Genomic DNA, 22,150 nt, shown 5'->3' with positions numbered 1-22,150 from the left:
CCGGCCGCCCAGTAGGTGATGCCCAGCGTCATGCCCACGAAGATCACGAACATGATGATGGCATGCCAGTTGGTGGCCTGCTTGGCGGCGTTGCCGAGGTCAGCGCCGGCCGCGTAGGCGGCGGAGCTGAGGGCGACCGTGCCGCCGATGGCGAGCGCGGCCGCGAATGCGGTCTTCATCGTCTTCATTAGCGGGATTCCTCGATGATCTGGCGGTTCAACTCGTCGAACTCGCCATTGGCGCGATAGACATAGATGCCGGTCAGCGCGATGGCGCTGAGAATGACGCCCACACCGATCGGGAAGCCGATGGTGGTGACGCCGTTGGGCGACAGCAACGTGCCGAGCCAAGCCTTGTTGAAGGCGATGATCAGGATGAAGCCGTAATAGATGATCAACATGACGGCGGACAACGTCCATGCGAACGTCGTGCGCTTGCTGACCAGTTCGGCGAATTTCGGATTGTTCCGAATGTGATCGACGCTCGCGAGATGCGCGGCCGATGGTTGGCTTGATGAGCTCACTTTAGACCCTCCACTTTGTCACCGCAGCAAACCCGGTGGGTTCAGCGAATGATGTTTTCCACGCCCGGTCTTCAAGCCGGTTTTTGTGATTCCAGAGCGCGCAGGCCCATGATGGCACCTATGCGTACACGTCATGCGCCCACAGCTTGCCTGAGGCGATACATCCTCATTAACATCCGTGTTCAATGCCGTCAACTCCGGACGAACGGACGCCATTTAATATGTAGGTTATACTAATGAGAAAGCAGGTATTCGCCGCAGCGCACCCCCCGATTTACTCAAGATTAGCAAAGCGCCTCTTCTAGTTTTTGTTTAGTTGATAGAAATTGACACTTACCACAATGCCGGGATGCACTCAAACACCACCGGAACGCATCCAGTAAACACCCTAGTATGTTCTCTTAAAGCATTTTGCCCTTCCTCTAACGTACTCGCAATCACTCACAATTCGTCAGAAAAGCGTTGAAAAATCTCCGTCGGCCACTATCGTGAGCGCGCCATGAACGACCTAGCCGTCCTTGCCAGAATCGACAGTTTTCCTTATCGCCACCGCCTGCGCGAGGTGATGAGCACTCCTGTTTTGACGGCGGCGGATTCGCTGACGCTGTCGGAAGCGGTGCACAAGATGTACGAGGCGCGCGTTTCCTCCATCGTCGGTGTCGATGGCGATGGCCGCGCCGCCGGGATTTTCACCGAGCGTGACTTGCTGCGCGTTCTGTCCAATGACGGTCCGTCCGGCCTGGACGCCAGCTTGGCCGAGACCATGACCAAGCCGGTGGCCACGGTGCCCGCCGACGCCTTCGTCTATGTGGCCTTGGCGCGCATGACCCGCATGGGCCTGCGGCATCTGGTGGTGGTCGACGAGGACAAGCGCCCGTTGGGCATGATCACCGGCCGGGCGCTTTTGAAGGTCCGCGCCACCGAGGCGCTGGTGCTGGGCGATTCGGTGGAAAGCGCCCGCGGCCCGGACGAGATGCGCTCGGTCATCAACAATCTGCCCAAGCTGGCCAAGGGCCTGCTGGGCGAGGGCGTCACGGCGCGCAATATCGCCTCGGTGATTGCCTTGGTATTGCGCGACATGACCGCGCGCGCCGCCGAACTGGCCGAACTGTCGCTGTTGGACGACGGCTGGGGACCGGCTCCCGCCCGCTATGCCGTGCTGATCCTGGGCTCGGGCGGACGCGGCGAGAGCCTGCTGGCCTTCGACCAGGACAACGCCATCGTCCATGACGGCAAGCCCACCGACGACGCGTGGTATGCCGAGCTGGGCAAGCGCATCAACGATACCTTGCATGGGGCCGGCATCCCGTTCTGCGATGGCGGCGTCATGGCGCGCGAGCCCAAATGGCGCAAGAGCCTGGATGAATGGCGCGACGAGGTGCATCACTGGGTCTATTCCGTCGAGAACCAGACGGTGATGAACTGCGATATCTTCTTTGATTTCCAGGCCGTCTGGGGCGACCGCGCCCTGGCCGAGGATTTGCGCGTCATGGCCATGGACAAGGCATCGCAATCGGCCTTCTTCCTGCGCTATCTCGCCCAGAACGTGGCGGGCATGGACGGCTCCATCGGCCTGTTCGGCAATTTCGTCACCAAGCAGGGCCGCCTCAACGCCAAGAAGTTCGGCTTGCTGCCGCTGGTCAGCGCCGCCCGCATGCGCGCCATCCGCGCCCATATCCCGCTGACCTCCACCGACGAGCGCTTCGCCGCCCTGAAGGATGCCGGAGCCCTGCACGAGGACGACCTGCGCGACTTCATCGAAGTACGCGAGGTGGTTCTCAAGGTCATGCTGGAACAGCAACTTGCCGATATCGCCATGGGCATTTCGCCCTCGGCCCGCATCGACCCCAAGCGCTTCGACAAGCGGACCCGCGCCCGGCTGGCCTGGGCCTTCAAGCGTTTGAAGACCCTGAAATTCGTCTGTGGCGTCGCCGGTTAAGCCTCAGCTCTTCTCCAGATAGGTCTGCACCGCGAAGGCGATGCCCAGCAGAACCGCCATGATGGCGAAGGCGACGTTTTGCCCGAACCGGGCCGAGGCATAGCGGAAGGCATGCGAGCCGATGATGGCCGCCGCCGCTATGGCGGTAAAAGAAATCAGCAGATCGCCCATGTCATCCCCAAACCGTGTTGATCAAAGCACCCTTTGACGCTCGTGCAGGATCATGGCGATGTCGAGCGTCTTGACGGCGGCATCCAGCGTATGGATTCCACGCGCCTCCAGCGCTTCTATTTGCCGCAACAACACCGCCGCCGTCACCATGGAATCGCCCAGGGCGGTGTGGCGTTCGGTGATTTCGATGCCGTAGCGCTCGCAGATATCGTCCAGCGAGTGCCCCGCCTCGGGGCCGTCCAGGTAATTGGACAAGATCATGGTGTCGAGCACGGGGCTATCGAAGCTGATCCCCATCTTGCGCTCGCGCATGCGCAGGAACTTGAGATCGAAAGCCGCGTTATGGGCCACCAGCACCGCATCGGAAACGTAATTGCGGAACTGGGGCAGAACCACCTCGGCTGGCGGCTTGTCCTTGACCATATCGTCGGTTATGCCGTGAAAGCGGATGGATTCCGCTGGGATCGGGCGCCCCGGATTGACGATGCGATTGAAGCTCTCACCCGACAGAATGCGGCCATTGACGATGCGCACCCCGGCGATGGAAACGATCTGGTCGCCCTGGGAGGGATGCAAGCCGGTGGTTTCCGTATCGAACACCACATAGGTCAGCGACTTCAGGGATTGGCCACCCATGGCTCCGGTATCGCGGGCCTGTTCCAGCAGCGACAGATCATAGAACTCGGGTCGGCCGGGCAGCACCTGACGGTCATGGCCGTGCTGCTCGACGCCCTTGCGCATGGGAATTCGCAGGGCGCCACCGCCGTCGCGCCGCTCGCGGACCAGTTCGGCGCCCGCGTGATGCTGCAACACGTCCTTCACCGTCATGCGGCCCAGCGCCACCAGCGGCTGGGCCAGCCAGCGATCCAGCAGCGCCTGTTCCACCATTCCGCCCGCCCAGGCGAATTCGATCCAAGCACCATCGGTCTCGCCGCTTCCGGCCGACAGGTCGAATTCCGTGGCGCCCACCTGATCGGCGGTTCGCTGGATCAGCGATTCCACCGCCATGACCAGGGAATGGGAATCGCCATGCAGCCAAACCGGCAGGCCGACCACCGTCGTCTTGACGTACTCGCCCAGTCGACTGGCCACGAAGGTGAGGAATTCCGTGGAATTGATGTCCGCCATGGGCCACCAGCCCGACAGCATCTTCTGATATCCATCGGTCACCCGCTTGATGGCCTGGCCGATATTGGCGGCCTCGCGCCGCACCGCAGTCGGATCCTCGGCCGCCATGGCGATGCGCTTCAACGGCGCTTCCACATCCTCCGCCACCTCGCGCAGCAGCGCCTCGCGGCTGACCAGCGCCGCCAATTGCGGCCCGGCATCCACCATGGTGACCACATAGCCGGTCACCGTGCCGCCCTCGTCGCGGATCAGCGTCATGCGCGCCTGGAGCAGCACACGATCATCGATGCTGCCCACCAGGAACGGAACGCCGCGTCCGGCCATTTCCGGCCGATTGCCCAGGATGTCGAACATATGGACCACCGGCTCGCGGGCGATGGTCTCGAACAGCGAGCGGCCCAGCCCCAATTCCGCCGTCTCGCGCAGGATGTCGAAGGCGACCTGATTATAGAGCACCATCTGGTGGCGCTGGTTGCAGACCACGACGCCTTCATGCAGGTCGTTGAGAATGGCGGCGAGGCGCGACGAATTCTCCTCGGACTTGCGGGTGGCGGCGGACATGCCCTCGGCCAGTTCGACCCGGGCCTTGACCATGCGGGCGCAGACCTCGTTCACCGCCTCGGGCAGTGGCGAGATCATGAAATAGCGTTCGGGATCGACGCCATCGCGGCCGGTGCCATAGGCGATGGCGCGAACCTCGGACGCCATGCGCCGGATGCTGCGCACCGTCAGGAATTCGACGATCTTCCACGACACCGCGAACAGCACCGTGGCGCCAGCCAGCGAGACCAGCACCAAGGCCGTCAGCTCCTCGCGGTCGACCACCCCCTGGGACAGGAAATAGCCGGCCGCGATGGTCACGACGATGTCGGCGGCGAACGCGGCCGCCAGCCAGGGAAAAGGCCCCCGCCACTTGACCGCCACTCACACCCCTCCTCGCGGCATCGAATTCTTATTCACCTTATCACGCCGCGCCCGGCCGCCCACGTCAACCCCGGATATGGATTTCCAGCCGCGAGACGGTGAATAATCGATGCGATCAGGCGAAGGCGTCCAGGCCGTGGCGGCTCGAAATCAACGCCAGAGCCGCCGTCACCGAATAGCCGGTGTAGTAACTGTGCAGCAGCAGCCGGTGATCAATGCCGAGGGATCGGGCCGATTCGCCCAATTGCTCCTTCAAGCGGGATTCGATGTCGGCGGCCCACAGGGTATAGCCGCTGTCGAACAGGGGGTAGCTCATCTTGGTCTCCATGGCCGGAAGTGGCCTCGGAAAGCACTATGCGCGGCCATCATGGCCCCATCAGGGCACGATCATGGCAATTGTGGCGGGTCATCGTGGTGCATATGCGCCTGCATGGCGGCGCGGGCCGCCGCCGCATCGCCGGAGATCACGGCCTCGACCACGTGCCCCAGGCCGGGTGAGTGCAAGCTTGCCCCAACTGTCTCGGGCGGGCCGTTGGACAATAGCCGGGCCCGCAGATCCTGGGTCAAATCCACCAGGACCGGATTGCCTGTCGCTGTGTGAAGGGCGTCGAGAAGATCGCCCTCGGGCGCCCCCGTCTTCATCAGTCGCCCCAATTGGCCGCGCTGTTCGGCGGTCACGCGCCGGGCGGCCAAGGCGGCGCAGACGGATTCCAATTCAGCCAAGGCATCGCGCAGATAAGTTTCGGCTTTCTGATCCCGCTTGGCGACAACGGCGCCATGACGGGGTTTGAAGAGCAACATGCCGATGGCATCGAGATGGTGGATCGCTTCGCGAACCGGCGTCCGGGAGCACCCCACCCGAGCGGCGATGTCTTCCTCGATAATCCGGTCACCCGGCCGCAATCGCCCAACGCAGATATCGCTCATCAGCAACTGGCGAGCTTGTAGCGCCTTGGAGAGCTTGTCCTCCGCCACGGTCATGGGTACGCCTCCGCCGGAGGACAGGACACTGCACGTTTTAATTGTTGCGGCTTGTGATAATGTGTGGTGACGGATTGCATTTGCGCAGAATGCATTCTAGGATTGTATACATCAAGAGTTTTACGTGCTGTGGCCTGCGAGTTTCCCCACGGCGTGCCGCAGCATGGCGGCGGCCTTGGTGATGACAGGCTCCCAACCGCCGTCCATTTCCTTGCGCAACAGCCGCAGATTGGGATACCAGGGCGTGGTTTCGCCGCTCATGCCCCAGCGGAAATCCGGCACCGGCGGCAGCATGACCCAGACCGGCTTTCCCAGGGCTCCGGCCATGTGAACCACCGCCGTATCCACCGAGATGATCAGATCCATGGCGGCGACCACGGCGGCGGTATCGGCGAAGTCGGCGCAGCGGTCGGCGGCCTCCAAGACCGACCCCGCCGGAGGCCGACCAAGCCGTTCGGCCACCCCTCCCCGTTGCAGGCTGTAAAAAGTGACGTCGGGCACGTCCAGCAAGGGGGCCAGCAGGCGGGCGGGAATGGACCGGTTCCAGTCGTCGCCGTGGGTCGGCCGCCCCGCCCAGGCCAATCCCACCTTCATGATCCCCTCGCCGTCCGGCAAGGCGACACCGGCGCCGTCGGGCACCCTGAGATAGGGCGTCTCGGCGGGAATGGGGGCAATGCCCGCGTGAAACAGGCGCGCCAACGACATCAAAGTCATGGCCTTGTCGAATTGCGGCAGCGGCCCGGCCTCCGACACGATCTCGTCGAGACCGGCCGCGCTGCCGACCAGGCGCAGCAATTCCGGCTGACAGGCCAGCACCACCCGGCTGACGCCCAGCCTTTCCTTCAACAAGGGCACGTAGCGCACGAATTGGATGGTGTCGCCATAGCCCTGCTCGGCCTGAAGCAGCAAGGTGCCGCCCGCCGGAAGGCTGGGCGGCAGCGGGGTGCCGTCCCAGGCCCGATCCTTCAGATAGGACGGCAGGCTGGGATGATCGTGCCAGCGCCATTCGTATTCCCGCCAGCCCTCCTCGAACTTGCCGGACAGCAGCAGGTTCAGCGCCAGATTGGTATGAAACTTCGCACCGCGTGGCACCGCCTCGATGGCGCGGCGATAGGCGGCCTCCGCTTCATCCAGGCGTCCTTGGCGATGGAGAGCATTGCCGAGATTGCTCCAAGTCTCGGCCCCCTTGGCCCCCAGCGCCAGGGCGCGGCGGTGGCATGCCTCGGCCGCGACGGCATTGCCGGTGGACAGCATGGAATTGCCGAGATTGTCATGGATGGCCGGTAAATCCGGCCGCACCAAGGTGGCGGCGCGCAACACCGCGACCGCGTCGTCGCGCCGTTCCTGGCGTTCCAACGCCACCCCAAGATTGTTCAGCAGATCCGCCGGATTGGGATCGATGGACAGTTGGATCGCCGAGCGATAGGCGGCGATGGCTTCATCGTGCTTGCTCTGCGACATGTAGATGGCGGCGAGGATACTGAGCGGCTTGGGGTCGCGGGGAACCAGCGCCACCGCGCGCTTCAAGGCTTCCACCGCCGCGTCCAGGGTTGCGGCATTGGTTCCCAATACCTCGCCCAGGCAGGTCCAGGCCGCCGCCAGGGACGGATGCAATTTGACCGCCGTCTCCAGGCTGGACCGCGCGTCATCGAAACGACGCATCCCGCGCAGGACTTGCCCGCGCACCGAATGGCCCTCGCCCTGATCGGGCGCCAGCGCGATGGCCCGATCGGCCGCCGCCAAGGCCGCGTCCCCCTGCCCCAACCGAAACCGCGCCAGGGCCAGCCGACAAAGAATTTCAGGGTCATCGGGCTTGTCCCGGCTCAATCCGGCCAGGAATCGTTCGTCGGCGATTTCGGCGGTCTCGACGGGTTGTTTCGGCATCTGCGGAACTCTTCCAAGGGCAGTAAAATGACAAGCTGGATCATTAGCATGAAGCCTTTTCCTGCATAGACACAATAACTTGTGTCACCTTGGCGAGGAATGGTTCACAACTGAATCAATTCGGTGTATATCAGGCGGGCAAATCGGGGGCATATGAAGTGCTGATTCGGGGCGTTTCGCTGACGAAGTTACACAAGCTGGCATTCTTGACCAGCGTCGCCGCCCTTGCCGTCACCGTTTGGCTGCCCGCATCCGTCGCCGCCTCGACCTTGGAAGAGGAAATGCGGGACTTGGTGCAGTCGCACCCGCAGATTCAAGCGCGCAAGAAAGCCGTCAGCGGCGCCGAGGAGGCCATTCGCGGCGCCCGCGCCGCCTATCTGCCCACCGCCAAGCTGAGCGGCGACGAAGGCTACGAGTATATCGACAGCCCCGACCGCCGCTCCACCCAGGGCAAGCCATTCAGCGACAAGCGGACCAGCGGCACCTTCACGGTGACCCAGAAGATTTTCGACGGTTTTGCCGCTGACGCCCAAGTGGACGCGGCCAAGACCACCCAATCCATCGCCCAGTCGGATTTGCGGGCGACCCGCCAAAGCACCTTGCTGGAAGGCGCCATCGCCTATCTGGAAATCCTGCGCCAGACCAAGCTGGTGGCCCTGTCGCGCGAGAACGAGCGCAAGGTCGCCGAACAGCTGAACCTGGAAGACGAGAGGGTTCAGAAGGGATCGGGCATCGCCTCGGATGTGCTGGCCGCCAAGCAGCGTCTGCAGACCTCCAAGGAACGCCGCGTCAAGTATGAGGGCGATTTCCAAACCGCCGTCGCCAAATACACCCAGGTGTTCGGCCGCGCCCCCGAGGTGTCGGCCCTGATCGATCCGCCGCTGCCCCTGGATCTGATCCCCGAAAGCATCGACGATTCGCTCGACATCGCGGAGAAGGACAATCCCACGCTGGAATCCTCCGTCAAGACCATCAGTCTGACCGATGATCGCCGAAGGGGCGCCGAGGCCGGTTACTGGCCGACTCTGGATCTGGTCGGCAAGGCCGATTATGAAAAGGGCAAGAACGCGGTTGTCGGCGTGCGGCGGGACTGGTCCATGCTGCTGCAAGCCAATTGGGAACTGTTCTCCGGCTTCAAGACCGACGCCGCGGTGGCGCAGGCATCCTGGGATCATGCCGCCTCCAAGGACAATCGCATCTATGCCAGCCGCAAGGTGTCCGAGGCGGTCCGCACCGCTTGGCACAAGCTGCAGACAGCGCGCCAGCGCATGGACCTGCTGGACAACGCCGCCAACCTGGCCGAGGAGGTCTGGGAAGCCCAGAAGAAAAAGCGCGAGGCCGGAAAGGCAACCGTCCAGGAAGTGCTGGACGAGGAAACCAAGATCAACGAGGCCCGCATCAACTATACCGGCGCCTATTACGACATGTATCAGGCGGCCTATGAATTGCTGTCGGGCATGGGGCGCCTGGAAGTGGAAAACCTCGCCCGCGCCAAGCCCGCCAGCGCCCCGCCGCTGACGCCCTTCAAGGCCGCCGAGTTGACCAAGCCCATGTCTCCGAAGGCGCAGGCTCCCAGGCCCGTGCCCCAGGCGGTCAAGGCCGAACCGCCCCCCAAGGCGGCCCAGCCGGTCGATGCGGTGCTGACCGCCGATGATCGCCAAGCCCGTGCCGCCGACACCGCCAATTCCGCCATGGCCGAACGGGTTCGCGGACTGATGTCGGCCAAGGACGACTTTTGGACCGTCCGCCAGTAATTAGAGTCGGCCAGAGTTTGGTGGAATCGGTTTTTCCTTTTCGTCACCCTCGGGCTTGACCCGAGGGTCCATGGATGGCCGGGTTTCATTCCCGGTCACCGGCCCCATGGCCGCCGCCGCCGATTCACCACCAAGGCACCAAGGACACCAAGAGAGCGGAGCAAACGGTCAGCCCGTCCTCTCTCGTCATGGCCGGGTGTGTCCCGGCCACCCTCGCGGTTCCGCTTCAAAGTCTTATGAAAGGATGGGCGTAGATGCCCGGAACGCGTCCGGGCAAGACGAAAGGCGAAGAACCGCGTTGGCCTCTTGGTGTCCTTGGTGCCTTGGTGGTGATTCCTTTGCGAGTCCCATGCCCGAAGCAAGCCGCTGAAATGCAAAACGCCCCGAACATGACGTCCGGGGCGTTTCGATTTCGTCGCGAAGACGGGAATTAGCTCTCTTGCGAACCGCCGGTCGACGCCATGTACATGACCAGGGCGGTGAACACCGCGGTCAGCAGCAGGCCCAGATACACGGCGATGCCGAGCGGGCTGGCAGCCGGGCTGGGGCTGGCGACGCCGCCGAACAGGGCGGCGAGCACGGGAACGGCCAGATAGAGAGCAATAACCGTAACACCGGCCACGGTGAGACCCAGAACCTTCGGAAGGACGCCCATTGCACGCTCCATGAATTGCAGCATCGACCCCCTGGGCCGACCAAATTGAATTACCGACCCGTTCGAGCCGGTCCCCTCGGCGCAATCTACTACCAGATTTGGGGACTTTGCGAAAGTCAAATCCCTCGGTTTAGAACCTAAACAGGTTTGAGGCTGCCCGGCGAAATCCCCCTTTGTCTTTCTGCCCGAACACGGTGACACTCCATGGAAGCAATCACGAAGGGGGGCGCATGCCCAAGACCGTGGGTTTGGTGACACAAGGGGACGCCGCCGCCATCATCGCCGGGCGTCATGGCGATCCCTTTGCCGTGCTGGGTCCGCACCGGACCGGCCGCGACGCCATCATCCGAACCATCCAACCCCAGGCCCGGCGGGTTTCCGTTCTGACCGCCGCCGGCGAGGTGGAGATGGAGCGGGTGCATGCCGATGGCCTTTTCGCCGCCCGACTGCCCTGGCCCAGCGGCTATCGGCTGGTGGTGGAGGAGCACGACGGGCAGGTGTTCGAGATCGACGACCCCTACCGATTCCCACCGCAACTGGGTGATCTGGACGTCCACCTTCTGTCCGAAGGCAAGCATCTGCGCACCTTCGAGAAGCTGGGCGCCCATTTGCGCCGCGTCGAGGGCGTCGAGGGCGTCCATTTCGCCGTCTGGGCGCCCAATGCCGACCGGGTGTCGGTGGTGGGCGACTTCAACGGCTGGGACGGCCGCCGCCACCCCATGCGGCTGCGCCACCATGCCGGGGTATGGGAGATCTTCATCCCCGGCCTGGCCCACGCCACCGTCTACAAGTTCGAGATCCTGGCGAAGGGCGGCATGCTGCTGCCGCTGAAGGCCGACCCCTACGGCCACTGGGCGGAGGTGCCGCCCAAGACCGCCTCGGTGGTGTGGGATATGGCCGAGCGACCCTGGCGGGATAGCGATTGGATGGCGGCACAGGCCGCCCGCAACGACCGCCATTCCCCCGTCAGCATCTACGAGGTCCATCTGGGATCGTGGCGCCGGGTGCCCGAGGATGGAAACCGATCCCTCGGCTACCTGGAACTGGCCGAGCAACTGGCCGACTACGTGGCCGACATGGGCTTCACCCATGTGGAATTCCTGCCCGTGCACGAACATCCCTTCGGCGGCTCGTGGGGCTATCAGCCGGTGGGACTGTTCGCGCCCACCTCGCGCTACGGCACCCCGGAGGAATTCCGCGCCCTGGTGGAACGGCTGCATCAGCGCGGCATCGGCGTCATCATCGATTGGGTGGCGGGGCACTTCCCCAACGATCCCCACGGCCTGCACTATTTCGACGGAACCCATCTTTACGAGCACGAAGACCCCAGGCTGGGCATTCACAAGGATTGGAACACCCAGATCTATAATTACGGCCGCAACGAGGTGATGAACTACCTCTACGCCAACGCCCTATACTGGCTGGAACAATACCATGTGGACGGCCTGCGGGTGGATGCGGTGGCCTCCATGCTTTATCTCGACTATTCGCGCCAACCGGGGGAATGGGTGCCCAACCGCCTCGGCGGCAACGAGAATCTGGAAGCCATCGCGTTCCTGCGCCGCATGAACGAGGTGGTCTATGGCGAGCATCCCGGCGCCATGACCATCGCCGAGGAATCCACCGCCTGGCCCGCCGTGTCGCGGCCGGTCCATCTGGGCGGCCTGGGCTTCGGCTACAAGTGGAACATGGGCTGGATGCACGACACCTTGCACTATTTCGGCAAGGATCCCATCCATCGCCGCTATCACCACGACGACCTGACCTTCGCCCAGCTTTACGCCTATCACGAAAACTTCGTGCTGCCGCTGTCCCATGACGAGGTGGTGCACGGCAAGGCCTCCATCATGGGCCGCATGCCGGGCGATCCCTGGCAGCGCTTCGCCAATCTTCGCGCCTATTACGGCTTCATGTGGACCCAGCCGGGCAAGAAGCTGCTGTTCATGGGCTGCGAATTCGCCCAGGAAAAGGAATGGAACGAGGATGCCAGCCTGGACTGGCACCTGCTGGGCGACGGGCGTCACGAAGGAGTCCGGCGCCTGGTCCGCGATCTCAACCGGCTCTACCGGACGGAAACGGCGCTGCATCAATACGACAACGACCAGCGCGGCTTCGCCTGGATCGACTGTACCGACCGCGACAACTCGGTGTTCTCGTGGCTGCGCATGGGCTTCGATCCCCATGACTTCGTGGTGGTGGTGGGAAGCTATACGCCGCTGGTGCGCAACGACTATCGCATCGGCGTGCCCGAACCGGGCTATTACCGCGAATTGCTCAACACCGATTCCGAATGGTATGGCGGCGCCAATATCCACAACAACGGCGGCGTCCACGCCGAGCAGGTCGCCTGCCACGGCCACTCCTGGTCCATCCGCCTGACGCTGCCGCCGCTGGCCACTTGCGTGTTCAAGCGCGATGGCTGAGCAGAAAAATCGAGGCTTTACCAGACCGGCCTTCGGTAATACCTTTAAACGTACCTTTCTTCGTTAGGCGCGCCAGCATGGACATCATCAAGGACATTCAGCCGGTGACGACTTTTCGCAACCATTCGGCCGAATTCCTCAACCATATCCGCGAGACCAAGCGGCCCTTGATCCTGACGGTCAACGGCAAGGCGGCGGCGGTGTTGCAGGATGCGGAATCCTATCAGCACCTGCTCGACATCGCCGCCGAGGCCAGTGCCCAGGAGGGAGCGCGCCAGGGTCGCGAGGACGTGGCGCGCGGACGCACCACACCAGCAGCCGAGGTCTTTGCCGCCTTGCGGGCAGAGCATGACATTCCGGGTTGAGGTGACCGAGCGCGCCGTCCGCGATCTTAATCATTTGTACCGGACCATTGCCGCCGCCCACACCCAAAGGGCCGCAGTGTGGTTCAACGGTCTGGAGCGCAAGATCTCCAGCCTTGCCCAACATCCCGGGCGTGGGCTGCCCGTGCCGGAGGACGCTGACTTGCGACAACTGCTCTACGGGCGACGGCCGCATGTCTATCGGATAATCTATGACATCGATGAAACCAGCCAAATCATGCATGTCCTCCACATTCGCCCAGGCGCCCGCGACGCCATGGCCGGAAATGACTGAATGACCTTTCGCCGCCGCATCCTGCCCGGATCATCCTATCCGCTGGGGGCCACCTGGGATGGCAACGGCGTCAACTTCGCCCTGTTCTCGGCCCATGCCGAGCGGGTGGAATTGTGCCTGTTCGACCGCCATGGATTGCGCGAGGTCGAACGCATCACCTTGCCGGAATACTCCGACGAGGTCTGGCATTGTTATCTGCCCGACATCCGACCGGGCCAGCTTTACGGCTATCGGGTGCACGGCCCCTACGACCCCCATGCCGGTCACCGCTTCAATTCCCACAAGCTGCTGATCGATCCCTATGCCAGGGAGCTGTCGGGGGCCTTCGAATGGTCGGACAGCCATTTCGGCTTCCGCCCCGGCTCGCCAAAGCAAGACCTTCTGATGGACCGGCGCGACAACGCCCGCTTCATGCCCAAATGCCGGGTACTGGATACCGCCTTCACCTGGGGCGATTCGCGCAAGCCCAATATTGCCTGGTCCGAGACCATCGTCTACGAGGCCCATGTCAAGGGCTTCACCATCAAGCATCCCGGCGTGCCCTATGCCGAGCGCGGCACTTTCCTGGGCCTGACCCAGCCCGGCGTCATCGAGCATCTGAAGCGTCTGGGCATCACCACCATCGAGCTGTTGCCCATCCACGCCATGGTGGACGAGCGCCATCTGGTGGACAAGGGCTTGCGCAATTTCTGGGGCTACAACCCCATCGGCTTCTTCGCCGCCGATCCGCGCTACTACACGTCAAACGCCCACGGCGACTTCAAGTCCATGGTGCAAAGGCTGCACGACAACGGCATCGAGCTGATCCTGGACGTGGTCTTCAACCACACCGCCGAGGGCAACCAACTGGGTCCGACGCTGAGCTTCCGCGGCATCGACAACGCCAGCTATTACATGCTGGCGACCGGTGACCGGCGCTATTACGAGAATTATTCCGGCTGCGGCAATACCCTGAACCTGGCCCATCCCCGCGTCTTGCAGATGGTGATGGATTCCTTGCGTTATTGGGCCGAGGACATGCGGGTGGACGGCTTCCGCTTCGATCTTGCCTCGTCGCTGGCCCGCGGACCGGCGGGGTTCGGCGCGTCGTCCTTCCTGGAGGCGGTTCGCCAGGATCCGGTCCTATCCAAGGTCAAGCTGATCTCCGAGCCCTGGGATTTGGGGGGAGACGGCTATCGCCTGGGTGGCTTCCCCCCCGGCTGGTCGGAATGGAACGGCCGCTATCGCGACACCGTGCGCCGGTTCTGGACTGGCGAGGCGGGTATCATCGGCGACCTCGCCTCGCGCCTGACCGGATCTTCCGACATCTTCGGCCGGAGCGGACGGCGTCCCTGGGCCAGCCTTAACTTCGTGACCTGCCATGACGGCTTCACCTTGAAGGATCTCGTCACCTTCGAGCGCAAGCACAACGAAGCCAACGGCGAGCAGAACAAGGACGGCACCGACGCCAATTACGCCTGGAACTGCGGCCATGAGGGCCTGTCGCCCTATCCCGAGATCCGTGAGTTGCGGGCGCGCCAAGCCCGCAACCTGCTGACCACGCTGATGCTGTCCCAGGGCGTTCCCATGCTGCTGGCGGGCGACGAACTGGGCCGCAGCCAGAAGGGCAACAACAACGCCTATTGCCAGGACAACGACATAAGCTGGGTGGACTGGGCCGATGCCGACGAGGAGCTGCTGGCCTTCGTCCGCCGCCTGATCAAGCTGCGCAAGGACCATCCGGTGTTCCGCCGCCCGCGCTTCTTCGAGGGCAATTCCATCCCCAACTCGAACCTGAAGGACATCGTCTGGATCACCCCGGACGGCCGCGAGATGACCCAGGCCGATTGGACCCTGCCCTATGCCCGTTCGCTGGGCTTCGTGCTGGGCGGCGAATCCTGCGCCATCGACAATCTGACCGGGCGCGAAGAGATGGACGACACCTTCATGGTGTTGCTCAACGCCTATCACGAAGGTGTCCCTTATACCCTGCCGCCCGCCATATTCGGCCGCAGCTGGGAAGTCGTGCTCGACACCGGCGACACCAAAGCCGACAGCAGCGGCACCCAATGGGCCGCCGGCATCAAATATCCGCTGAAGCCGCGGTCCCTGGCGGTATTGCGTCGTGCAGGCGCCATCAGGACCGTTCATCGCGGCACGGAAGAAGGAAAGACGGAATGACGGGAACTCCGGCGCTGGACCATCTGGCGCGGCTGGCCGGCATCGAGGATGGCTGGTGGGACTTCTTCGGCGAATGGCGCGTGGTGCCGCCCGCGACCAAGCGGGTCTTCCTGGCCGCCATGGGGCTGCCCGCCGAGGATGACGACCAAGTCCGCGACTCGCTGCGCGACCTGCTGGCGCGGCCGTGGCGGCGCTGGCTGGAACCGTCGCTGATCGTCGAGGAGCATTCGGCCCCGCCGGGCGTTTCGGTCACCCTGCCCGCCGAGGCCGATCACTGGGAATTCCGCTGGACCCTGGAAGAAGAGCTGGGAATCCTCCATTCCGGCGCCTTCCGCCCCCTGGACCTGCGCTGGGGCGAGGAACACGAGGTGGACGGCCGCATGGTCCACCGCCGCTGGTTCGACCTGCCCGCCTTGCCGCCCACCGGCTATCACCGGCTGACCCTGACCAATCCCGACGGCGTCTCGGCCATCATGACCCTGATCGTCACCCCCGCCCGCGCCTTCGTGCCGGAGATCGTGGCCGATGCCCCCGGCGCCTGGGGCGTCGCCAGCCAGATCTATTCCCTGCGCTCGGCCAAGGACTGGGGGGTCGGAACCTATGCCGCGCTGGCGGACCTCGCGGCAGGCGCGGGCAAACTTGGCGCGTCATGCATCGGCATCAATCCGCTGCACGCCCTGTTCCCCAGCCATCCCGACCGCTTCAGCCCCTATTCCCCGTCGTCGCGGCGCTTCCTCAACATCACCTATATCGACGTGGAATCCATTCCGGAATTCGCCGAATGCCAGGAAGCGCGGCGCATGTTCGCCTCGCCCGGCTTCCAGGCATCGCTGGCGCGGGTGCGCGGCTATGGGCTGATCGAATACCCGGACGTGACCCAGTTGTCGCGGCCCATGCTGGAAGCGCTGTACCGCTGGTTCCGCAAGACCCATCTCGATCCCCTGGACGAGCGCGGCGAGGCCTTTCGCGACTTCCAGTCGGAAGCGGGCGAACGCGGCCGCCTGTTCGCGGTGTTCGAGACCCTGCACGAGAAGTACGAGCGCGCGGGTACCGGCTATTGGCGCCAATGGCCGGAAGGCCTGCGCCGCCCCGACTCGCCCCTGGTGGGCGACTTCGCGCGCGAAAATGAAGAGCGGGTGGAGTTCTTCCAGTGGCTGCAATTCGTCGCCGACCAGCAGTTGGGCGCCGCCCACCAGGCCGGTAAGACCGCCGGAGCGGCCATGGGCCTCTACCGCGATCTCGCCGTCGGCATCGCTGGCGACGGCGGCGAGGCCTGGGCCGAGCAGGATGCCCTGGCCTTGGGCGTCTCGGTCGGCGCGCCGCCCGACCCGCTGGCCCTGAAGGGACAGGATTGGGGACTGATCCCCTTCAATCCCATCACGCTCCGCGAACAGGGCTATGCCCCCTTCATCGGCGTCATGGCGGCCAATATGCGCCATGCGGGGGCCTTGCGGCTGGATCACGCCATGAGCCTGCAGCGCCTTTACTGGGTGCCGCCCGGCCTGCCTGCCGACCAGGGCGCCTATGTGCGCTATCCGGTGGACGACCTGTTCCGGCTGGTGGCACTGGAAAGCCGCCGCAACCGCTGCCTCGTCATCGGCGAGGATCTGGGCACCGTGCCGGAAGGATTCCGCGAACGCATGGACCGCTTAGGGCTGTTCGCCTATCGGGTGATGGTGTTCGAGAAGACGGAAAGCGGCCGCTTCCGCCCGCCGGGCAAGTTCGACGCCCAGGCGCTGGCCATCTTCGCCACCCATGACCTGCCCTCGGCGCGCGGCTGGTGGCTGGGCCGCGACATCGACCAGCGGGAGAAGCTGGACCTCTACCCTCGTCCCGACCAGGCCGACGAGGAACGCCAAGCCCGTCGGCAGGATCGCGAGGCCATGGTGGCGGCGCTATCGGGCGAAGGCCTGCTGGCCGCCGACTTCCCCATCGGCGGCCCTTTGAGCGACGTCCAGGCGGTGGAACTCTCCGCCGCCGCCCATGCCTATCTGGGACGGTCGTCGGCCCGGCTGATGATGGTGCAATTGGAAGACGTCACCGGGCAGGATCTGCAAATGAACCTGCCGGGAACGACGGTTCAGCACCCCAATTGGCGGCGCAGATTCCATGACGACTGCCCCGGACTGCTGAAAGACCGTCGCGTCACTGCCCTGGCCGAGGGACTGAAACACAGGGCATCGGATCGCAAATCCTAGAAGATTGCCGACCAGTCGTATGAGTTCTCTTGCCGAACCCTCAATTTTCATGGAGGAATGGTGCGGGATGTTTTGCTCTTACTGGGCGGGAAGGTAGTCATGACACGGAAAGGGCCTCCTGTGGTGAGGCTGCTGGGCGATGATGTGGAAAGCATCAAATACGCCCTCAGCAGCCATCTCCTCTACACGGTCGGCAAGGAGCCGATCAACGCCACGGCGCGCGACTGGTTCATGGCGGCCGCCCATGCGGTGCGCGACCGCGTCACCGAGCACTGGATGCCCACCCTCAACCGCTATTATCAGGACGACCGCAAGCGGGTCTATTACCTGTCCATGGAATTCCTGATCGGCCGGACCCTGGTCAACAGCCTGATCAATCTGGGCATCTACGATAATGTGCGGACCGCCATCGCCGAACTGGGCCAGGATTTCGAGGAAGTGGCCGCCTGGGAAGTGGAAGCGGCCTTGGGCAACGGCGGTTTGGGCCGCCTCGCCGCCTGTCTGCTGGATTCCATGGCCACCGTCGGCGTCGCGGGCTTCGGCTACGGCATCCGCTACGACTACGGCATGTTCACCCAGCATGTGGAACACGGCTGGCAGGTGGAAAGCCCGGAAAACTGGCTGCGCTATGGCAATCCGTGGGAATTCCCCCGCCCCGGCGTGATCTATCCGGTGCGATTCGGCGGCAGGGTCATCCATTTCCGCGACGCCTTGGGCCACGACCGCTCGCAATGGGTCGATGCCGAGGAAGTCATGGCCATGGCCTATGACGTGCCGGTCCCCGGCTTCGGCGGCAAGGTGGTCAACAATCTGCGCCTGTGGTCGGCCAAGTCCACCCGCGAATTCGACCTGAAATACTTCAACGCCGGAAATTACATCGAAGCCGTGCGCGACAAGAACGAGTCCGAGACCCTGTCCAAGGTTCTCTACCCCTCGGACATGACCGACCGCGGCAAGGAGCTGCGCTTCAAGCAGGAATACTTCTTCGTCGCCGCCTCGATCCAGGACATCCTGGGCCGTTTCCGCAAGAGCCATTCCGACTGGGACCGGCTGCCCGACAAGGTGGCCGTCCAGCTCAACGACACCCATCCCGCCATGGTGGTGGCCGAGTTGATGCGGATCTTGGTGGACGAGCACCAGATCGAATGGATGCGGGCCTGGGACATCACCCAGCGCTGCTGCGCCTATACCAACCACACCTTGCTGCCCGAGGCGCTGGAGACCTGGCCGGTGGATCTGTTCTCCCGGGTGCTGCCGCGCCATCTGGAAATCGTCTACCAGCTCAATCATGAATTCCTGCAAGGGGTGCGTTATCGCCACCCCGGCGACACCGAATTGCTGCGCCGCGTCTCGCTGATCGGAGAGGAAGGTGGCCAGCGGGTCCGCATGGCCCATCTGGCGGTGATCGGCAGCCACAAGGTCAACGGCGTCGCCGCCATCCATACCGGCCTGATGAAGAGCACCATCTTCTCGGACTTCGAACACCTGTCGCCGGGCAAGATCACCAACAAGACCAATGGCGTCACCCCCAGGCGGTGGCTGCTGGCCGCCAATCCCCGGCTGGCCAAGCTGATCACGGCGCGCATCGGCGACGGCTGGGTCACCGATCTCGATCAGATGCGCAAGCTGGAAAAGCTGGCCGACGACAAGACGTTCCGCAAGGAATTCGCCGCCGTCAAACGCGCCAACAAGGACGCGCTGGCGGCCATGCTGTCGCTGCGGCTCGGGGTCGACGTCGACGTCAATTCGCTGTTCGACGTCCAGGTCAAGCGCATCCACGAATACAAGCGGCAACTGCTGAACGTGCTGCACGTGGTGACCCGCTACAACCGTATCCGCGCCAATCCGCTGCTCAATCCGGTGGCGCGCACCGTCATCATCGGCGGCAAGGCGGCGCCCGGCTATCACATCGCCAAGCTGATCATCAAACTGGTCAACGACATCGCCGAGGTGGTCAACAACGATCCTCAGATGGGCGGCACCCTGAAGGTGGTGTTCATCCCCAATTACAACGTGTCCACCGCCGAACTGGTCATGCCCGCCGCCGATCTGTCGGAACAAATCTCCACCGCCGGAACCGAGGCGTCCGGCACCGGCAACATGAAGATGAGCATGAACGGCGCGCTGACCATCGGCACCTGGGACGGCGCCAATGTGGAAATCTGCGAGGAAGTGGGCGAGGAGAACATGTTCCTGTTCGGCCTGACCGCCCAGGAGGTGGCCCGTTCGCGCATCGACGGCCATGATTCACGCACCGCCATCGCCGCCAATGGGGAATTGGCCCAGGCGCTGGACATGATCGGCTCGGGCTTCTTCTCGCCCGACCAGCCCGACCGTCACAAGCAACTGGTCGATATCCTGACCAGCGGCGGCGACCATTATCTGCTGACCGCCGATTATCCGCTCTATATGGCTGCCCAGGAAAAGGTGGACCAGACCTATCGCGATCCGCAGGAATGGACCCGCAAGGCTATCTTGAACGTGGCGCGCATGGGAAAATTCTCGTCCGACCGCACGGTGACGGAATACGCCAGGGAGATTTGGGGGGCGTTGTAGGGGCGGGCGGGACGCCCGCGCTCCCAGACCGTCGGAGCGCGGGCGTCCCGCCCGCCATCCTCAGTTACAGACCTTGTAGTCCTCGATGACCTCGTTGTGGACGACCTTGGCCTGGGCGGAAAAGCCGCCATAGCCCTTCTTGTCCAGTTCCTTCAATTGCTCGTCGATATTCTCGCAATAGCCCTGGGTGCGGGGCACATTGCGGGCGAAGGTGACCAGCCGTCCGTCGGCATGGTTCATCTTGGGAACCCAATCGTCGGGAAATTCCCGTTCCCACGCCTTCTTGCGCTTGTCGTTGGCGGATTTGAACTTGGTGCCGTTGGCCGCCTCGAACTTCTGCCACATGGCATTGGTGCCCTTGACGTATTCGCCGTCGCAGCGCTTGGCGGCTTCCCGCATATAGATGCCGTGGCGGATTTCCCGCTCGGCGGTGATCTCGGGGGCGCTGAAACACGCCTTGGGCTTGGCCAGTGCCAAGGTGGACAGGACTGGGGCGGACACAGCCAGCAGGCCGAGGGTCAGGATGAGGAACGGACGGCGCATGCTGTCTCCGAGCGAGAGGGACCGCCGCCATTATGCCGCGCCGCCCGCCGTGCCGCCACTATCCTCCACCCCAACAGAACGGCCAGGATGACGGCGTGAATCATGGGCTCGGTCAGGTCTTTCTTGACCATCATCCAGTGATGGGCCACCCCCAGCGGCGCGATGACATAGACCAGCTTGTGCAGCCTGCGCCACCGCTTGCCCCCCAGGCGCCGCACCATGGCATCGGTGGAGGTGACGGCCAGCGGCACCAGCAGCAGCACCGCCGCCATCCCGATGGTGATGTATTTGCGCTTGACGATTTCCCGACCGATGGCCGACCAGTCGAAGAACTGGTCCAGTCCGATATAGGACATCAGGTGGATGATCACATAGGCGAAGGCGAACAGGCCCAGCATGCGGCGCAGCCGGGCCAGCCACGACCAGCCGGTGATCTGGCGCAGCGGCGTCACGGCCAAGGCGATCAGCAGGAAGCGCAGCGCCCAATCGCCCAGATACCGCACCACCGCCTCGATGGGATTGGCCCCTAGAAAGCCGTCGAACGCCTTCCACCCCAACCAGACCAGCGGCAGCAGACAGAGCGCGAAAACCAGCGGTTTCAGCGCCATGCGGCCGGGACGGCCGCGCTCCAAAGCAGTGGCGCCGGGCAAGGGAGCGCGGGCGTCCCGCCCGCCAGATTCGGGCGGCTTCATCAGTAATTCACCGCCAGATCCATGCCGGCATAAAGCGACGCCACCTGCTCGGCATAGCCGTTGAACGGCAGGGTGTCGCGTTTCAGGAACTCGCCGATGCGCCGTTCCTTGGCCTGGCTCCAGCGGGGATGATCCACCTTGGGATTGACGTTGGCGTAAAAGCCGTATTCGCGGGGCGCCGATTTCATCCAGGTGCTGCGCGCCGGGGTCTCGGTGAAGCGGATGGAAACGATGGATTTGATGCCCTTGAAGCCGTATTTCCACGGCACCACCAGGCGGATGGGCGCCCCATTCTGCGGCAGCAAGGTCTCGCCATACAGCCCCACCGCCAGCAGGGTCAGCGGATGCATGGCCTCGTCCATGCGCAGTCCCTCGATATAGGGCCAGTCCAGCAGGCGCGAGCGTTGGCCGGGAAAGCGTTCCGGGTCCACCAGGGTGGTGAATTCGACGAATTTGGCCTTGGAATTTGGCTCGAACCGCTTCAGCACATCGGCCAGCGGAATGCCGACCCAGGGGATCACCATGGACCACGCCTCGACGCAGCGCATGCGGTAGATGCGCTCTTCCAGCGCATGGGGCTTGATCAGGTCTTCGAGACCGATGGTGCCCGGCTTGGCGCATTCACCGGAAATGGCCAGGGTCCAGGGCTTGGCCGGCTTGCCGAAATAACTGGGCGCCAATTGGGCGGGATCGCTCTTGTCGGTGCCGAATTCGTAGAAGTTGTTGTAGGTGGTGACATCCTTCATGGGGGTCGGCGTCTCATCAACCTTATAGGCGCTCTTGGCCCCCGTCAGCGGCGACGCCCCGACCGGAAAAGCACTTGCCGCCACCGCCCCCGCCGCCCCCATGGCGAGGAAGCGACGCCGATCCAGCCACAGGCCCTTGTCGGTCACCTCGGATTCCCGAATATCCGGGCCCATCCTGATCAGCATGTTCCGTCTCCTGAAAGCGGTATCAAGCGT

At 63.8% G+C, this 22,150-nt stretch carries 18 protein-coding genes and 1 pseudogene; 8 read left to right on the top strand and 11 right to left on the bottom strand.

What is annotated here, in order from left to right; translation table 11 throughout:
- Both actP and CU669_RS10650 read right to left on the bottom strand, forming a co-directional pair.
- Positions 1-188, bottom strand: a pseudogene (actP, locus tag CU669_RS10655) (cation acetate symporter); the annotation flags it as partial.
- A complete protein-coding gene (locus tag CU669_RS10650; RefSeq protein ID WP_112144430.1) occupies positions 188-523 on the bottom strand; it encodes a DUF485 domain-containing protein in 336 nt (111 codons plus the stop codon). The pseudogene actP and the gene CU669_RS10650, both read right to left, overlap by 1 nt.
- Before the next feature lie 499 nt (positions 524-1,022).
- Between CU669_RS10650 and CU669_RS10645 the strand changes: the two genes are divergently transcribed.
- Positions 1,023-2,462: a DUF294 nucleotidyltransferase-like domain-containing protein gene (locus CU669_RS10645; protein WP_112144428.1), complete on the top strand. Its 1,440-nt coding sequence runs from the start codon at positions 1,023-1,025 to the stop codon at positions 2,460-2,462.
- A gap of 3 nt (positions 2,463-2,465) precedes the next feature.
- Here CU669_RS10645 and CU669_RS21365 read toward each other — a convergent pair whose 3' ends face one another.
- The 5 genes from CU669_RS21365 to CU669_RS10625 form a co-directional block, all read right to left on the bottom strand.
- Positions 2,466-2,633, bottom strand: a complete 168-nt coding sequence (locus CU669_RS21365) for a hypothetical protein (RefSeq protein WP_161539635.1) — start codon at positions 2,631-2,633, stop codon at positions 2,466-2,468.
- Between the two features lie 21 nt (positions 2,634-2,654).
- Entirely contained in the window at positions 2,655-4,685 is a 2,031-nt protein-coding gene (locus CU669_RS10640; protein ID WP_239988670.1) for a 3'-5' exonuclease, read from the bottom strand.
- Positions 4,686-4,800: 115 nt separating this feature from the next.
- Positions 4,801-5,001 carry a hypothetical protein gene (locus CU669_RS10635; protein WP_146747717.1) on the bottom strand — a complete coding sequence of 67 codons (201 nt, stop codon included), beginning with the start codon at positions 4,999-5,001 and terminating at the stop codon, positions 4,801-4,803.
- A gap of 71 nt (positions 5,002-5,072) precedes the next feature.
- Positions 5,073-5,666 (bottom strand): GntR family transcriptional regulator, encoded by a 594-nt coding sequence (locus tag CU669_RS10630; RefSeq protein WP_112144424.1) that lies wholly within the window; start codon positions 5,664-5,666, stop codon positions 5,073-5,075.
- A 120-nt stretch (positions 5,667-5,786) separates the two neighbouring features.
- Complete coding sequence (locus CU669_RS10625) at positions 5,787-7,550, bottom strand: tetratricopeptide repeat protein (protein ID WP_112144422.1); 1,764 nt, start codon at positions 7,548-7,550, stop codon at positions 5,787-5,789.
- 206 nt (positions 7,551-7,756) lie between these two features.
- Here CU669_RS10625 and CU669_RS10620 point away from each other — a divergent pair, with 206 nt between their 5' ends.
- Complete coding sequence (locus tag CU669_RS10620; protein ID WP_239988669.1) at positions 7,757-9,304, top strand: TolC family outer membrane protein; 1,548 nt, start codon at positions 7,757-7,759, stop codon at positions 9,302-9,304.
- A 430-nt stretch (positions 9,305-9,734) separates the two neighbouring features.
- Here CU669_RS10620 and CU669_RS10615 read toward each other — a convergent pair whose 3' ends face one another.
- A complete protein-coding gene (locus CU669_RS10615; protein ID WP_112144491.1) occupies positions 9,735-9,959 on the bottom strand; it encodes a hypothetical protein in 225 nt (74 codons plus the stop codon).
- A 230-nt stretch (positions 9,960-10,189) separates the two neighbouring features.
- Here CU669_RS10615 and glgB point away from each other — a divergent pair, with 230 nt between their 5' ends.
- The 6 genes from glgB (at position 10,190) to CU669_RS10585 (ending at position 19,953) form a co-directional block, all read left to right on the top strand.
- The gene (gene glgB, locus CU669_RS10610) at positions 10,190-12,382 is read left to right on the top strand and encodes a 1,4-alpha-glucan branching protein GlgB (protein ID WP_112144420.1); all 2,193 of its coding nucleotides are present in this window, start codon (positions 10,190-10,192) and stop codon (positions 12,380-12,382) included.
- 77 nt (positions 12,383-12,459) lie between these two features.
- Positions 12,460-12,747, top strand: coding sequence for a type II toxin-antitoxin system Phd/YefM family antitoxin (locus CU669_RS10605; RefSeq protein WP_112144418.1), 288 nt, complete (start codon positions 12,460-12,462; stop codon positions 12,745-12,747).
- A gap of 1 nt (position 12,748) precedes the next feature.
- A complete protein-coding gene (locus CU669_RS10600) occupies positions 12,749-13,039 on the top strand; it encodes a type II toxin-antitoxin system RelE/ParE family toxin (protein WP_161539634.1) in 291 nt (96 codons plus the stop codon).
- Positions 13,040-15,199: a glycogen debranching protein GlgX gene (gene glgX / locus CU669_RS10595; RefSeq protein WP_112144415.1), complete on the top strand. Its 2,160-nt coding sequence runs from the start codon at positions 13,040-13,042 to the stop codon at positions 15,197-15,199.
- On the top strand, positions 15,196-17,397 hold the full coding sequence (malQ, locus tag CU669_RS10590) for a 4-alpha-glucanotransferase (RefSeq protein ID WP_112144414.1): 2,202 nt from the start codon (positions 15,196-15,198) through the stop codon (positions 17,395-17,397). Before glgX ends, malQ begins: the two co-directional genes overlap by 4 nt.
- Positions 17,398-17,496: 99 nt before the next feature.
- Complete coding sequence (locus tag CU669_RS10585) at positions 17,497-19,953, top strand: glycogen/starch/alpha-glucan phosphorylase (RefSeq protein ID WP_112144412.1); 2,457 nt, start codon at positions 17,497-17,499, stop codon at positions 19,951-19,953.
- A 60-nt stretch (positions 19,954-20,013) separates the two neighbouring features.
- On the opposite strand, the gene CU669_RS10580 is transcribed toward CU669_RS10585, so the two are convergent.
- The 3 genes from CU669_RS10580 to msrP are packed head-to-tail and all read right to left on the bottom strand — an operon-like array spanning position 20,014 to position 22,120.
- On the bottom strand, positions 20,014-20,496 hold the full coding sequence (locus tag CU669_RS10580; RefSeq protein WP_112144411.1) for a hypothetical protein: 483 nt from the start codon (positions 20,494-20,496) through the stop codon (positions 20,014-20,016).
- The gene (locus tag CU669_RS10575; RefSeq protein WP_112144409.1) at positions 20,472-21,188 is read right to left on the bottom strand and encodes a protein-methionine-sulfoxide reductase heme-binding subunit MsrQ; all 717 of its coding nucleotides are present in this window, start codon (positions 21,186-21,188) and stop codon (positions 20,472-20,474) included. The genes CU669_RS10580 and CU669_RS10575 overlap by 25 nt, the downstream gene beginning before the upstream one ends.
- Positions 21,188-22,120: a protein-methionine-sulfoxide reductase catalytic subunit MsrP gene (gene msrP, locus CU669_RS10570; RefSeq protein WP_112144407.1), complete on the bottom strand. Its 933-nt coding sequence runs from the start codon at positions 22,118-22,120 to the stop codon at positions 21,188-21,190. The genes CU669_RS10575 and msrP overlap by 1 nt, the downstream gene beginning before the upstream one ends.
- Between the last annotated feature and the right edge of the window lie 30 nt (positions 22,121-22,150).

Origin of the sequence: Paramagnetospirillum kuznetsovii, assembly GCF_003284725.1 — a bacterium.
In the GTDB taxonomy this organism is placed as follows: Bacteria; Pseudomonadota; Alphaproteobacteria; order Rhodospirillales; family Magnetospirillaceae; genus Phaeospirillum; species Phaeospirillum kuznetsovii.
This window is presented reverse-complemented; position numbering and strand designations above follow the sequence as displayed.

Bases quoted from the DNA above. Each gene is read 5' to 3' on its own strand.
- CU669_RS10635 (WP_146747717.1), bottom strand. From the start codon at position 5,001: ATGAGCTACCCCCTGTTCGACAGCGGCTATACCCTGTGGGCCGCCGAC.
- CU669_RS10605 (WP_112144418.1), top strand. From the start codon at position 12,460: ATGGACATCATCAAGGACATTCAGCCGGTGACGACTTTTCGCAACCAT.
- CU669_RS10630 (WP_112144424.1), bottom strand. From the start codon at position 5,666: ATGACCGTGGCGGAGGACAAGCTCTCCAAGGCGCTACAAGCTCGCCAG.
- CU669_RS10575 (WP_112144409.1), bottom strand. From the start codon at position 21,188: ATGAAGCCGCCCGAATCTGGCGGGCGGGACGCCCGCGCTCCCTTGCCC.
- CU669_RS10645 (WP_112144428.1), top strand. From the start codon at position 1,023: ATGAACGACCTAGCCGTCCTTGCCAGAATCGACAGTTTTCCTTATCGC.
- CU669_RS21365 (WP_161539635.1), bottom strand. From the start codon at position 2,633: ATGGGCGATCTGCTGATTTCTTTTACCGCCATAGCGGCGGCGGCCATC.
- glgB (WP_112144420.1), top strand. From the start codon at position 10,190: ATGCCCAAGACCGTGGGTTTGGTGACACAAGGGGACGCCGCCGCCATC.
- glgX (WP_112144415.1), top strand. From the start codon at position 13,040: ATGACCTTTCGCCGCCGCATCCTGCCCGGATCATCCTATCCGCTGGGG.
- CU669_RS10615 (WP_112144491.1), bottom strand. From the start codon at position 9,959: ATGGGCGTCCTTCCGAAGGTTCTGGGTCTCACCGTGGCCGGTGTTACG.
- CU669_RS10585 (WP_112144412.1), top strand. From the start codon at position 17,497: ATGACACGGAAAGGGCCTCCTGTGGTGAGGCTGCTGGGCGATGATGTG.
- CU669_RS10625 (WP_112144422.1), bottom strand. From the start codon at position 7,550: ATGCCGAAACAACCCGTCGAGACCGCCGAAATCGCCGACGAACGATTC.
- CU669_RS10580 (WP_112144411.1), bottom strand. From the start codon at position 20,496: ATGCGCCGTCCGTTCCTCATCCTGACCCTCGGCCTGCTGGCTGTGTCC.
- malQ (WP_112144414.1), top strand. From the start codon at position 15,196: ATGACGGGAACTCCGGCGCTGGACCATCTGGCGCGGCTGGCCGGCATC.
- msrP (WP_112144407.1), bottom strand. From the start codon at position 22,120: ATGCTGATCAGGATGGGCCCGGATATTCGGGAATCCGAGGTGACCGAC.